The organism is Bacillus sp. SRI_025 (genome assembly GCF_057592095.1).
Window position 1 is genome coordinate 115,844 of sequence record NZ_JBYEGB010000003.1, and the last position, 13,842, is coordinate 129,685.

The window sequence follows — 13,842 nt, forward strand, 5'->3', positions numbered from 1 at the left end:
TGGGGCAAATAAGGGAACAGTGCACTTAGAACATTTATGTTTGAAATCGAGCAGGAAAGGTGATGTTATGGCATCTTCACGAGATAGTTATTTTGATAATGCAAAATTCCTTCTGATTTTTCTAGTTGTTTTTGGTCATTTGTTACGATCATTCATTCACGATAATGACTGGATGCTCTATTTATACAAGTTTATTTATACCTTTCACATGCCCGCCTTTATTTTAGTTTCTGGCTTTTTTGCAAAAGGGTTTAGAAAACCGGGCTTTATGAAAAAAGTCGCCGTTAAGCTGATCATCCCATATTTAATCTTTCAGGTGATCTATTCGGTTTACTATTACCTATTACAGGATCAAAGCATAACCAATTTAAATCCAATTGATCCGCAATGGTCCTTATGGTTTTTAATTAGTTTATTCTTTTGGAATTTGCTGCTTATTCCTTTTTCAAAACTACCGTTCCACTGGGCGATGATCGTCAGTTTATCGATTGCATTACTTGTCGGTTATGTGGACAGCATCAGCAATACACTCAGCTTATCACGTACGTTTGTCTTTTTGCCTATGTTTTTAGCTGGATTTTATTTAAAAAAGCAGCATTTTGAATTCATTCGTACAAGCAAAGGAAAACTGGCAGCACTTTTTGTATTGATGGCTGTCTTCCTGTTTTGCTACTTCTATGAATTTGATTATTCCTTCTTATTTGGCTCAAAGTCGTATGCTTCTCTAGGAGATGAAGGAATGATTGCGGCGATGAAACGAATGGCTTGGTATTTGCTTGCATTTGGTGCTACATTCAGCTTCTTTGCATTAGTTCCAACACGCCGTTTCTTCTTTACAAAATGGGGAACAAGAACGTTATATGTTTATTTATTACATGGCTTTGTGATCAAGCTGCTAAGAACCACTTGGTTTGATGACTGGGCGCTAAATGCAGCAAGTGTTCTTATTTTATTGCTGCTGACCATTCTGTTAACCTTTACCCTGTCTAGCACTTTTGTTAAAACCGTTGCACAGCCAGTGATTGAGCTCAAAATGAACAACTTCATGCGAACGATCACCGGCAGGCAAGGGAGTTATATCAAATAAAAAACGATCCTTATTGGATCGTTTTTTCTATTTCTTATTCTGTTTACATGCAGCATCTTTCTTTGGCTTCATCAACGTATCAATCCATTTGCTGCTGTTGATATCTCCAAGCTCACTGCCAAATTCCTCTTCTAAAATATCTGGGTCCATCGGCTTTTTATGATCCTTCATCTCTTTGCTCTTCATATGCTTCTTAGTCACGAGATGCTCCCCCTTGTTTCCCTTTATGAGAATTACGGTTTGCCTGACGATCTCTTGATTGTTCGTCAAATTGGGTTTGCCCTTGATCATGTGCCATGCTTTCTGTCGGCGTCATATTATTTGTTAATGCTTCATTTTTCGCTGCTTTTCTTTTCATCTGAAATCAGTCCTTTTTTGTCAGGTTTAGTTCTTCTCTTAATTGGTCAAGGAGTTCCTTCATTTGCTTGACCGTCACTGGCTTTTCCTCAGGTTTTAACTCAAAGCCAATTTGTCCATTGGCTTCTAGCGTGGCTTTTTTGAGACAGCTGATGTCAGTGATGCCTTGCTGCTTTAAACGCATTTTAAATTGATCCCTTGTGAGCCTTATTTTCTTCAGCTTATGATCAAGCATTTCGCCATCCTGTAAAATCACGACTGATTTTCCAGAAAGTAACTTTTCAAAGAAATCAGATTGAATCGACAGCTTTTCCATAATGACAAGTGCCACAATAAAGATGGTAGCTGCATAAATGGTTTCAAGTAAACTATGCTCAATAAAGGGTTGGATAATAATCGATCCGATTGAAATCATAATGACTGTTTGTTGTACAGTTAATTGACTAATGGATTTAGGTCCTGCTATTCTCAGCAGCAAGGTACCAACTAGCAGCATGACAATTGCTTTCCATAACACATCCAGCACGTCTCGTTCACCTCTTACCTATAGATTGCGAACATCCCATGTGATTTAGCCAGTTAGATAATGGAAATAAAAAAACAGCATTCAAATTGAATGCTGTTTAGCCAATGATGACGCGCTCTTTCGGATAATGATAATTCGCTTCGCTTTCTCTTCGGCCGATTAAATATAAAAAGCTTGGAATACCGATCCGTCCAATAAACATGACAATCATGATGATACATTTACCAAACACAGTGAGATCTGAGGTAATCCCAAGCGACAGTCCCGTTGTTCCGAAAGCAGAGCAAACTTCAAATAAATTTTCAAGAAGTGTATTATGCTCTGTTAAGGATAACAGGAACGTAGCGCCAAAAACCAAAATAAAGGCCATCATGGTCACCATAAGGGATTTATTAATATCCGCTTGATGAAGCTCCCTCTTGAAGATTTTTATGGACTTATTTCCCCTAGCATAATGAAACAATGCGAGTAAATTAAGGGCAAACGTAGTTGTCCGAATTCCGCCCCCCACAGAGCTTGGGGAAGCCCCTATAAACATGAGCATACATAAAAATAAAAGCGTCGGTTCGGTCAGCTGCGTAATATCTAACGTTGTCAGCCCCCCGCTTCTTGTTGCAGTCGATTGAAACAAAGAGTAAAACAAGATTTCGTGCCAGCTTTTCCCTACGAAGCTAAACCCGGCTTCAAGTGCATAGATTCCAAGCGCTCCAACAACGACAAGACCGCCAAACGTGAGCGTTGTGATTTTTGTAAACAATGAGAACGATGCGTGCTTTCGGTCCTGATTGAACAAATAATCCTTCACTTCCACGAGCACAGGAAAACCAATCGCTCCAAAGATGATCAGCAGCATTGTAATAAACTGGACGAAATAATCATCTTTGTAAGGGATAAGCGAGCTCCCCGTAATATCGAAGCCCCCATTGGTTGTCGCACTAATACTCGAGAAGAAGCCATGTAAGAAAGCTCCTTGCACATCATAATATTTGAGAAAATACATGCTTAATATCAGCCCGCCGACAAACTCAATCAGTAAAATTAAATATAAGACCTGCTTCATTAGTTTTACAATTCCAGATAAATTGCTCTGGTTTTGATCTGCCATGATAAGTTTTCTTTCTTTAATCCCAATTCTTTTTCGCATGACAAGCCATACGAAGGTACCGAGCGTCATAATGCCAATGCCTCCGATTTGCAGAACAAACGCAAGGATCCACATCCCTGTGACACTAAATGTTTGTGAGGTGTCGACAACAGTCAGTCCTGTGACACTTACAGCACTCACCGCTGTAAACAAGGCATCAATGAATGTCCATTTGACTCCCTCTTGATGAGCCACTGGAAGGCTGAGAAGAATAAGCGACACGGTTACAGCAAGAAAATAATAAAGGGCAATCAACTGAAACGCTGACAGCCGGTCAATTAGCTTTTTTATAGGATTCATTGTCATTCCTTCTTTTATCTATCTTTTCGAATACCTTTATCATTTTAATGAAAAGAGACATGATTTTAAAGCTATTTTATGCTTTATTTTCTTTTTCATCAAAAAGAAAAAGACATCCTGTAAAAGAATGTCTTTTCGTCCTTCTTATTTTGCTTCAAGTCTTCTGATTCTTTCATTTAAATCAGGGTGTGTTGAGAAAAGAGAAGCTTTTCGTTTACCGCTGATTTTTAGCGTAGCGACTGCTGTTTGATCATCATCTTTGATTCTTGACGTGTACGCCTCAAGTGAACGAAGCGCATGAATCATTTTATCTTTACCTGCAAGGTCGGCTCCGCCGCGGTCTGCATGGAATTCACGGTGTCTAGAATATGCAAACACGACAAGGCTTCCTAGGATAGAGAAAATGATTTGGAAAACAATCACAGCGATAAAGTGAACAATCGGCACAAGTTCTTCACGTGAAACAAAACGGCTTGCGATCCATGCCGCAATTCTTGAAAGGAAGACAACGAACGTGTTGACGATTCCTTGAAGCAGCGTCATCGTCACCATGTCACCATTAGCAACGTGAGCAACTTCGTGGGCGATTACACCTTCAACTGCTGCATCATCCATTTCATGAAGCAATCCAGTTGATACCGCAACAAGTGATCTTCTCTTAGAAGGACCTGTTGCAAATGCATTTACTTCAGATGATTGATAAATACCAACCTCAGGCATTTTAGAAAGGCCTGCTGCTCTTGAAAGTCTGTGCACGCGGTCAACAAGCTGCTGCTCATCATATGTTAATGAATCCTTTTCTGGATTTAACACACGTACACCCATCATCATTTTTGCCATCCAACGAGACATTGCAAGTGACATAAACGAGCCAACAAAACCAACAACTGCACTGAATACAAGAAGATAAAGGATATCAAGTCTTCCGTCTGCTCCTATATAAGAACCAACACCAGTTGCTGCACTAATAACCGACAGTACAATACCAATCGTAGTGATAACAAGAATGTTCGTTAATATAAACAGAAATATTCTCTTACCCATACATAACCTCCGCTGTCATATTAAGTTCAAATGAACTTATTAATAAAATTATAAAAATAAACGTCTCAAATTGCAAGGAAAAAGGAATCACTTTCTCTGTTTATCATAACGGCTAAAGCCCCGTCACATCAATATTTACGACATTTGCCCCAGCATAAAAGTGAACAAATTGTGACGCGCCGGCTTTGATTTTGAGTTTATTTTGCATTTTCATCAAAAAGAGACTATGATGTTGAATTAGATCAATAATCACGTTTTGACGTACAAATGAGGTGGAACATGGTTACTTTTAAATTAACGAGAATTGACATGACAAGACTTCTGTATTCTCTAAAAGGAGAGGGAGATCTGACTCCGCTTCAGCTTTTGAAACTATCTGTAAAAAATGGCAAGGATCATGACTATGATGAATTAAAGATCCCGTCTTTTTTTGAGAAGCTTGAACGGCGGAAGCAAAAATCAGAGCATGGTCTTTCTACAAATGAAATTGTTGAGCTTGGCAACTTGTGTGAGCTGACTTCTCTTAAATCGACGGCGATTCAAAATTGGATCAAACGTGATATTAAAGATATGATTGGCCATCCAGAGCTTGGCAAAAAATACTCTATTGATCAGGTCGTTATTTTATTAATTGTCAGGGATTTAAAATCAGTTTTTGACTTCGATACCATTCGTATGATCTTATCTGCCTTATTTAACACCATCACAGATCGAACAGATGATATTATTAGTCCAATCCGTTTTTATGAAGCATATGCGCACGTCCTTGATTTTATTTATCACCATACACAATTTCCATTAAAGGAAACAAATTTACGAGAAATAACCGAAGAGCAGACAGACAAGCTCCATGACGAGTTTACAGAATTGACGAAGAGCCAATGGCATTTGATTAAAGGGATTATCAGTTCTACCGTCTTCTCTGTCTTTACTTCTCATTTGCAAAGCACAGCTCAAGAAATGATGTATAATACGCTGCAGCTGAATAAGGGATAAATAACAACCGAGGTGACTTCCATCACCTCGGCTTTTTTGTACAGCAATTGCCAGCATAATTGCACGCCGTTTTTTTCAAAATAAGAAGGCGCAACAAACATGAGGTGAAAGGAGGAATATGACATGGCAAATCGAAATCAACTTCTTGTTCCTGGAGTAGAACAAGCTTTAGATCAATTTAAATACGAGATCGCGCAAGAATTTGGCGTCACTCTCGGTTCAGATACAGTCTCACGTGCTAACGGTTCTGTTGGTGGTGAAATCACAAAAAGACTCGTTCAACAAGCTCAATCACAAATGGGCAATCAATCTAAATAAAGACATGGTGAAATACGCCGGAGCTATTCTGGCGTTTTTTTATTGTTCATATGTGTGCTCATGCCGGTTCTCGCGATAAGGAAACGGTGCACCTTTCCCTTTTTGCTTTGCATGTTCTCTTTTTTGTTCAGCGGAAGGATTGTTCAGATCCCTGCCGTTTTTTTTTGCGTGTTTTTCCGCATCACCACGTGATGGTCCGTTCCAGTGTCTTCTTTCATCACGATCAGTTGAGTGATTTTTTTTTTGCTCTTTATCGAAAGAAGGAACCTTTTCTTCCTTTATTTTGTTGTCTTTGCTTTCATCCTCAGGTTTTTGAGGCTTTTGAACAGACCCTTGCTCTTCCCTCTCTGCTTCCTTCTGCTCTTTGTCCTCAGCTTCTGGAGCCTCTTGATCTGGCTGCATCTCTTTGCTATCGTCTGTTTTTACGTCTTCTTGTTTGTCTTTATCTGCTTGTTCTTCATCATGTTTCTTAGGATCTTCTTCCTTCACAGCATCGTTCTCTGCTGCGTCTTCATCCTTTTTGATATCTTCATGTTCTTTGTCTTGCATTTCTTGATTTCTAATATATGTTCCTGTTGAAATGCCTGCCTTTTGAGCTTTTTCCCTTGTTTCCAGGTCACTTTCCACAGTTTCCAGCTTATAATTGCGTTTTTGATATTCACCAGAAATGGTGTTAATTTTGCTTTTTACGTTTGTTTTATATGTATTGTCCTGCTTGTTTTCATAAACGGTTGAAATATAAATACTTTTAGAGTCGTTCACATATCCTTTTTTGTCACAGTCATCTATAATTTCCTGCACGACTTTGGTCATGTCGTTTTTTTCTAAATCCTTCATACTCGCCAGTACTTGCTTCGCATCTTTATTCAGCGGTGTGACACCGATCACTTGATAATTGTGATCAAGCTTCAGCTCAAAGCTTGGGTTAATGTCAATTGTCATATACGCATATGCTTTTTGACTTGAGAAAGATGGCATCATAGTAAAAATTACGACAATAATCGCTGCTATTGATAGGATTCCTGCATTTAAAGGACGTAAACGAAGCAGGTCAAAAAAACCGGCTCTTTTTCTTTCAAGACGTGATTCATTTGGAAATGTCACTTCTTGGCCGATTTCATAGTTTTGCTCTTCATATTTTGTCCGCAGAAATTGTCCATCAGGGGTCAGCAGCGTGACATATTTTTTGTTTTTCTCTACTATAATGCCTCTTCTCATGAATTAAGCACCCCTTTAAGGTAATCTTTCAAATACACATAATCACCTGTCATAATGATCGCCATCGCAATGATATATTTTCTATTTCTCTCAATCGTTTTGCGGCTGACTTCCACTAGCTTTTCCAGCTGTTTGACCGGCAATTGTTTTTTCTGAAATAAAATCGTTCTCAGCTCATCGTGTTCAACGAGTGTATGGGCTACTTTAATGGCATTTTGCCTAGCATCTGCATGCTTTGGTGAATGCTCAAGCAGCTCTTGAAACGTGAGACCGTATACTTTCAGTCGTTCTTTAAAATGTTCAATCTCTTCTCTTCTATGTTCTTGTTCAATTAAACGCCTATATTCATTTGCAGAGAGCTCTGCTTCAATCATGCTTTGAGAGTATTCACCATTCTCACTTTCTTGCAGGTCCATTTGAACCGTTGGCGCATTTCTTGCTTCTTTTCGAATATAGTCAATCACTTTTCTTTTAATAATTAATTCTGCGAAAGCAAGCAGTGAGTTTCCTTTTTCGGCAGAGTATTTTTCTATCGCTTCATTAAAGGCAATTAAGCCTATGCTGAATTCATCATCTTTTTCATCTATATATCGTTTACAAACGGATGAAACCGTCTTAGCGACAAATGGTTTGTATTGCTCTATTAATGCATTTTGCAGTTCGCTATCACCTTGTTGAATACTGATAGCCGACTGCTCTAATGTTTGCTTTTTCTTTCCTTTTTTAAACAAAAGGCTAAGCAATGGTTTCACCTCAGTTCTCCCTATATTACTCATTTATGATAGCTAATTTATGAGGGAAGCGCAAAGGAAGAAATGAGGAATTCATTTCCTGTTACTCAATTATGACATGTATGTCATCATCTACTTTACAATGTTTCGTCTAAAAGCAAAGAAATAAGGGGGTATCTCCCCCTTATTTGTAATATACGTGTTATGAAAATGAAATGATATTTCTTTCAAAAAAACTACTCTCCCAGGCGTGCCTCTTGTTTCTCCTCGTTTTCCTGCCCGCCTTTTCTTGATGGACTTGATAAAAACCAGCCAAATGCTGCAATTGCGAGAAGCACGGTCCAGAAAATGATTTTCCATAATGCTGAATGGATAAAATGAGACGATACGACCCCAATGGCTGGATGTGACAGTGTATAAAGCGTGAGCTTCACACCCACCCATCCGACAATGACAAATGCTGCTGTTTCTAGGCTCGGTCTTGTTTTGAGCAGTTTCACAAAGACCGTTGCTGCAAATCGCATAATAACAAGACCAATAATACCGCCTAAAAGAATGACAATAAATTGACCGCCATCGAGTCCTCCGATTTGCGGAAGACTTGTTTTCGGCAGTGTCACAGCTAAAGCGACGGCTGCTAAAATAGAATCAACAGCAAAAGCAATGTCGGCAAGCTCTACTTTCACGACTGTTGCCCAGAAACCGCTTTGTTTCATATTTGTTTCAGTTTCCTTTTTCTTAAATACGTGCGATTTTAAAATATGGTGAATGGAAATATAAAGAAGATAAATTGCGCCAATGGCTTGAACTTGCCACACATCCACTAAAAACGAAATAAGAAACAGAGAACCAAACCGCATGACAAACGCACCTGCAAGTCCATAAAACAGTGCCTTTTTTCTTTGTTTTTCAGGAAGGTGTTTGACCATCACGGCCATGACCAGCGCGTTATCAGCTGCTAAAATCCCTTCTAATCCAATCAGTACGAGCAGAACCCACCCGTACTCTAAAATAATGGCTGCATCCATCATCATTCCTCCTTGTTTTTATCTATTGTCCCACAACAGACAAAGGCTTATGAATGCAAAAAAGACCTTTGCCTGTAATGGCAAAGGTCTTGCTAGACATGTGATATGTAGAATCATGCCAACAAAGCCGATGAACATCAGTCCATGTAATGACGACTTTGTTTCCGGTAAAAACCGGACGCTACTCCCCTTTGGCGGGATTTAGAATATTTAGATTACTTATATTTTAATCAATAGACACTGGATTGTCAACAGGTGACTTTCACTTCGATCCATTGATTAGGCAGTTGGCGTTTCTGTTTTTCTTTTTCTTCGTTTTAGCAATAAGTAGAGAACAAACAATAACACAACACCGATCCCAATTGGTAAAAGATATGGATCTAAGATGGCGCCAACCTCTTTCCAGTTCTCTCCGAGCATAAATCCAAGATACACATACACAAACGTAATTGGTGTAATGGCCAAAAACGTATACAGGCAAAAGACCCACACATTCATCTTGGCAATACCGCACGGGATGGAGATAAGTGTTCTGACCCCTGGTATGAACCGGCCGCTGAATGCGACGAATCCGCCATGCTTTTCAAAGAAAGCATCAGATTTATCAAGCGACTCAGGTTTTATAAAAAAGTACTTTCCATATTTATTTAAAAAGGGTCTGCCGCCATAACGCCCTAACCAGTACAAGGTCAAAGGACCAGCCACGCCGCCAATGGAGCCGGCCGCCACAACACCGATAAAAGCCATGTCCCCTTCTGAGACCCAGTAACCCGCAAGAGGCAAAACCACTTCAGCAGGTACAAATTCAATGCATAATGCGAGGAAGATGCCAAAGTATGACAAGTTCTTAAAGGCATCAGCTAAAGAAATAATAAAATCTTCGATGTTTATCAATCCCTTTCAAACATAATCATTTGACTGATTCTATCTCTTTTAGAATCACACCATATATTAAACGAATAAAACCGAAGAAACGATTCGCTTTTCGTCGTTTTTTTACATTAAATTTGATTTTACTATAAAAGAAGGGTGAAAAAAACGTTGATTATTGTATTTAAGTGAAGGAAAGGTGAACACAGAAGCCGTTCGATCCGATATATTAAGTATATGTCTGTTTTAAAGTACTGGAGGTTTTCTTACATGACCCATTTAACAGGAAGCTACAATGGATGGCTTGTCTTTCTGTCAATCGCTGTCGCCGCTGTTGCCTCCTACTCAGCTCTTCATATAGCCAGCAGGGTAGCACAATCAAGCGGTGCAAAGAAAAAGGTATGGCTGCTCATTGGTGCAATGATCATGGGAATGGGGATATGGTCGATGCATTTTATTGGCATGATGGCATTTCAAATGCGTGTTGGCATCACATATGATACATACTTACTGATTTTATCGATTTTGGCCTCATTTATCGGATCCTTGATCGCTTTTTCAATATGCATTCAAAAGCAGCTCTCTAGAAGACGGCTGCTCATTAGTTCAATCACCATGGGTTCAGCTATTTGCAGCATGCATTATCTTGGAATGGAATCAATGGCCAATGTCTCAATCAGCTATGATCCAGTCCTCTTTTTTCTTTCGTTTTTCATTGCTGCCATTACCTCCTACTTCTCACTGAAGCTCTTCTTTCGTGTTGACCGCACTAAAAGTAAACGGGAGAATTATCTTTTAAAGGGTCTTGGTTCAATGTTGATGGGCGGTGCTATAGCAGGTATGCATTATACTGGTATGGCTGCCTCTACCATGTTTTATCATACAAATGGACAGACCGCTGAAGGTGGTTTTTTTGAAATGTCGCCATTCAGCCTGTCGCTTTTCATAGGATTGATGACACTGATTGTCCAAACGCTGATGATCTTTGGTGCCTATATTGATCACCGGATCATGACACAGTCAGATCAGCTGAAGGAAAATGAACAGCGGTTTCAATCGCTGATCAAGCATAATATAGACGGTATTATCGTGTTATCTGTCCATCGAAAGGTGCTTTCTGCAAATGACTCAGGTAAACAAATCTTAGAGTTGTGCAATTCTAAGATTGGTGATGATGTCAGCCAATATGTGATGCCTACTGAATTGTGGGAAGAATTTATTTCTCAGTCAAAAAAAGCCATTACACGCGAAGCAGAACTGAAAGCAGCAGATCGTTTTTATTATTATCATGTCACTTACATACCTGTCCATGTAAACAATTCACTCGACAGCATTTATCTTGTTTTAAAAGATTTAACGCAGCAGCGGATAGCAGAAAAAGAAATTCATGTGATGGCACATTATGATGCATTAACAGAGCTTCCTAACCGCCGCCACGGCATTAATCATTTAAATGATGTTCTCTCCGCTCAAGAAAAGTCAAAAACATCAACAGCGGTTCTGTTTCTTGACTTAAATCGTTTTAAAATTATTAATGATGCACTTGGGCATAACATCGGAGATTTACTGCTGAAAGCTGCCGCAAATAGACTGACACAATGTTTACCGGACAATGGCTTTATCGCAAGACTTGGCGGCGATGAATTTTTAATGATCTTTCCTCACATGGATCATGATACATATAAAGTCGAACAATTTTCTAAAAATATCATTCATCAATTTGAACGTCCTTTTTTCATCCAGAACCATCAACTCATTACATCGATCAGCATTGGGATCGCTATCTCTCCGCAAAATGGCAAAGACGGAATGGAGCTGATGAGAAAAGCCGATATGGCCATGTATTTATCCAAAAAACATAAGCAAAGCCGTTATGAGTTCTTTACCGAATCCATGGAAAGATTGAGTGAGGACAGGTTAAACCGGGAGCTAGAGCTGAGGGATGCCATTCAAAGAGAACAATTTGTCCTTCACTACCAGCCGCAAGTCAGTGCCAAAACAAGACAGATGACTGGGGTTGAAGCCCTTTTAAGAATGAAGGCACCAGATGGTTCCTTAAAGTCACCTGAGGCTTTTATTGAGCTGGCAGAGGAATCAGGACTGATCATCGATATTGGCAGATGGGTCATTGATACGGCTGGTAAGCAGGCAAAAAGGTGGTATGACGATGGGCTAAAGATCCCTGTGGCTGTGAATTTATCTGCGAAACAATTCAATTCTGAAGACTTAATTGATTTGATCAAGCTGACACTGAAAAAATACGACCTGAAACCGTCCCTCTTGGAGCTTGAAGTCACAGAAAGTATGACAATGGACAATATCAAGCAATCAAAACAAGTGCTAACATCGCTAAAACAACTTGGCGTCCGCATTAGTATTGATGATTTCGGTACAGGCCACAGCTCCTTAAGCTATTTAAAGGATTTACCTATTCATCGACTGAAAATTGATAAATCCTTTATTGAGGATATTTTAAGTGATTCAAAGTCAGAACAGATTACAGGGGCTATTATAGCGATGGGACACCAATTATCTCTCGAAGTGATAGCAGAAGGTGTTGAAACATTTGCACAGGCCCAGCTATTATCTGCCCAGGGCTGTGACGACCTGCAAGGGTTTTATTATGCCAAGCCGCTGCCAGCAAGCGATATCGAAAAATTCATCGCCTATCCGGCTCATCTTGATACATAAAAAAGGTGCCAATCATGGCACCTTCCAGCGTGCAGACAAACCCTCGCATTCGGTGTCAGTCCTGCGTTCCGGTGCTCACGAATGCTCAATTCGCTCCGCTCCGGTACTCGTCCTTCCTAAACTTCAAAGGTTTTCTGTCACGCTGAGCTGAGAAGAAGACAAAGGGCTAAAATAAAGATCACTTTAGCCCTTTATCAACAATCGAAAAGGTGCCAATCATGGCACCTTTTCGTTTTATCTAAATAATAAATGCTGACTGTGAATACCTGCTTTTTTCAATAGACTAATCAGTTGCTCTTGTTCTTCACGCGTCAGACCAGAGAATGCACGCGCAATCCGAAGAGAGTGGATCGGATAAATCTTGTCAAGATAGCTTCGCCCTTTATCCGTTAAATGGGCATAAACCGAACGTTTATCCTTGGGGTCCTGTTCTCTTTCAATGAAACCATTTCGTTCTAATTTGTCAATTACGTACGTCACATTCCCGCTGACAAGCAGGAGTCTTGAGCCGATTTGCTGAAGCTTTTGAGCACCTCTCGTGTACAGTAATTCAAGTACGGCAAATTCAGTTGGATTAAACCCATGCTCTTTGCTGTCTCTAATACTGTGTTCTGAAACGCTTTTAAATGCTCTTGCAAAAACCTTGTAAAGCGTCATTGAGCGTTCTACTTCTTCTTCATTAAACGATAGTCTCATCACATATCTACCTCTTATAATATTTTTTTAACTTCAAGGCTGTCTTGCGGTGCAGTTGGAGCCTTTCGTAAAAAATAGAAGTACGTTTTTGAAAACCCTTTCAACCACATAAGTGACTCCATTCGTGTTATGTATAAGTTTTCGATATAAACTTTTAAAATCCTTCTTATTTTTCACAATCATCTCGAAAAAAAGCTTTTTCAGCAAACCATCAAGATGCGACACACTTTAACATAATCTGTAAAGAATCTATGGTTTCTTGCACTTCATTCGCCAAATTTCTACAAAATTCAATATTGCTATAATATTAAACACAAAAAAAGAACCCTTTATGTGACATACGCACATTTCAAGGGATTTTTACAAACAGCGCTCTGTTTTGTTGAAAAAGAAATGATACTCTTTTTTTAAGTCACTAATTGTCATGTTCTTGGCCGCATCAGGGCTGTAAACCCCCAATGAACATAGCTGCTTCGTATAATAATGTCTTTCTTTTGCTAAAGCTTCTTTTAATATACGCCGCACCGATTATCCCCTCCTATCAAGTGATTTGGATCGGGTGCTTATGAAGACCTCTTATACAAATCATTTTGCATGGCTCTTAGAAGCGCATGTGCATTCTGACCTGCAGCCTGCATGAATTGCTCGAGCAATTCATCCCTCTTCACATCTAATGCGATGATTTCTTTTGCCATACGAATGATCTGTGCTTGCTCCATTATATGCTCCTCCTCCTATGTCAACTCACCATGATTATATGCCGACGTAAGATGCATTGCACATTACCTGTTATCTTTCCTTCCATATTTTTTTCATTTTTTTCGTTTTTGTGTTAT

16 protein-coding genes and 1 riboswitch are annotated in these 13,842 nt (G+C 39.4%); of the genes, 4 read left to right on the top strand and 12 right to left on the bottom strand.

Annotated features, from left to right (window positions below; all coding sequences use genetic code 11):
* Positions 1-67 precede the first annotated feature (67 nt).
* Positions 68-1,087, top strand: coding sequence for an acyltransferase family protein (locus tag AC20OE_RS10240; protein WP_039178056.1), 1,020 nt, complete (start codon positions 68-70; stop codon positions 1,085-1,087).
* Between the two features lie 27 nt (positions 1,088-1,114).
* Here the strand turns inward: AC20OE_RS10240 and AC20OE_RS10245 are convergent, their stop codons facing one another.
* From AC20OE_RS10245 to htpX, 5 genes are all read right to left on the bottom strand, one after another.
* Positions 1,115-1,288, bottom strand: coding sequence for a hypothetical protein (locus AC20OE_RS10245; RefSeq protein WP_175297136.1), 174 nt, complete (start codon positions 1,286-1,288; stop codon positions 1,115-1,117).
* Positions 1,281-1,445 (bottom strand): hypothetical protein, encoded by a 165-nt coding sequence (locus AC20OE_RS10250; RefSeq protein ID WP_087975542.1) that lies wholly within the window; start codon positions 1,443-1,445, stop codon positions 1,281-1,283. Before AC20OE_RS10250 ends, AC20OE_RS10245 begins: the two co-directional genes overlap by 8 nt.
* A 6-nt stretch (positions 1,446-1,451) precedes the next feature.
* Positions 1,452-1,970, bottom strand: a complete 519-nt coding sequence (locus tag AC20OE_RS10255) for a DUF421 domain-containing protein (RefSeq protein WP_144491161.1) — start codon at positions 1,968-1,970, stop codon at positions 1,452-1,454.
* Between the two features lie 97 nt (positions 1,971-2,067).
* Positions 2,068-3,414: a TrkH family potassium uptake protein gene (locus AC20OE_RS10260; protein WP_151284234.1), complete on the bottom strand. Its 1,347-nt coding sequence runs from the start codon at positions 3,412-3,414 to the stop codon at positions 2,068-2,070.
* A gap of 144 nt (positions 3,415-3,558) precedes the next feature.
* The gene (htpX, locus tag AC20OE_RS10265; RefSeq protein WP_144464785.1) at positions 3,559-4,458 is read right to left on the bottom strand and encodes a protease HtpX; all 900 of its coding nucleotides are present in this window, start codon (positions 4,456-4,458) and stop codon (positions 3,559-3,561) included.
* Positions 4,459-4,737: 279 nt separating this feature from the next.
* Between htpX and AC20OE_RS10270 the strand changes: the two genes are divergently transcribed.
* Together AC20OE_RS10270 and AC20OE_RS10275 are read left to right on the top strand one after the other, a co-directional pair.
* Complete coding sequence (locus AC20OE_RS10270; RefSeq protein ID WP_144495079.1) at positions 4,738-5,454, top strand: DUF1836 domain-containing protein; 717 nt, start codon at positions 4,738-4,740, stop codon at positions 5,452-5,454.
* A 123-nt stretch (positions 5,455-5,577) separates the two neighbouring features.
* Positions 5,578-5,772, top strand: a complete 195-nt coding sequence (locus AC20OE_RS10275) for an alpha/beta-type small acid-soluble spore protein (protein ID WP_024424662.1) — start codon at positions 5,578-5,580, stop codon at positions 5,770-5,772.
* Positions 5,773-5,811: 39 nt separating this feature from the next.
* Here AC20OE_RS10275 and AC20OE_RS10280 read toward each other — a convergent pair whose 3' ends face one another.
* From AC20OE_RS10280 to AC20OE_RS10295, 4 genes are all read right to left on the bottom strand, one after another.
* Positions 5,812-6,990 carry an anti-sigma factor domain-containing protein gene (locus AC20OE_RS10280; RefSeq protein WP_487268832.1) on the bottom strand — a complete coding sequence of 393 codons (1,179 nt, stop codon included), beginning with the start codon at positions 6,988-6,990 and terminating at the stop codon, positions 5,812-5,814.
* Positions 6,987-7,742, bottom strand: a complete 756-nt coding sequence (gene sigI, locus AC20OE_RS10285) for an RNA polymerase sigma factor SigI (RefSeq protein WP_039178045.1) — start codon at positions 7,740-7,742, stop codon at positions 6,987-6,989. Before sigI ends, AC20OE_RS10280 begins: the two co-directional genes overlap by 4 nt.
* Positions 7,743-7,957: 215 nt before the next feature.
* Complete coding sequence (locus AC20OE_RS10290) at positions 7,958-8,749, bottom strand: TerC family protein (RefSeq protein WP_064498365.1); 792 nt, start codon at positions 8,747-8,749, stop codon at positions 7,958-7,960.
* Positions 8,750-8,780: 31 nt separating this feature from the next.
* A riboswitch (yybP-ykoY riboswitch) is annotated at positions 8,781-8,951 on the bottom strand.
* Between the two features lie 77 nt (positions 8,952-9,028).
* Positions 9,029-9,643, bottom strand: a complete 615-nt coding sequence (locus AC20OE_RS10295) for a DedA family protein (RefSeq protein WP_039178042.1) — start codon at positions 9,641-9,643, stop codon at positions 9,029-9,031.
* A gap of 246 nt (positions 9,644-9,889) precedes the next feature.
* Between AC20OE_RS10295 and AC20OE_RS10300 the strand changes: the two genes are divergently transcribed.
* Complete coding sequence (locus AC20OE_RS10300) at positions 9,890-12,310, top strand: bifunctional diguanylate cyclase/phosphodiesterase (protein WP_064498364.1); 2,421 nt, start codon at positions 9,890-9,892, stop codon at positions 12,308-12,310.
* Between the two features lie 234 nt (positions 12,311-12,544).
* Here AC20OE_RS10300 and AC20OE_RS10305 read toward each other — a convergent pair whose 3' ends face one another.
* The 3 genes from AC20OE_RS10305 to AC20OE_RS10315 form a co-directional block, all read right to left on the bottom strand.
* Entirely contained in the window at positions 12,545-13,009 is a 465-nt protein-coding gene (locus tag AC20OE_RS10305) for a MarR family winged helix-turn-helix transcriptional regulator (protein WP_095408317.1), read from the bottom strand.
* Between the two features lie 357 nt (positions 13,010-13,366).
* Entirely contained in the window at positions 13,367-13,531 is a 165-nt protein-coding gene (locus tag AC20OE_RS10310) for a hypothetical protein (RefSeq protein WP_024426818.1), read from the bottom strand.
* Between the two features lie 38 nt (positions 13,532-13,569).
* The gene (locus AC20OE_RS10315) at positions 13,570-13,725 is read right to left on the bottom strand and encodes a hypothetical protein (RefSeq protein WP_099663201.1); all 156 of its coding nucleotides are present in this window, start codon (positions 13,723-13,725) and stop codon (positions 13,570-13,572) included.
* Positions 13,726-13,842: the final 117 nt, after the last annotated feature.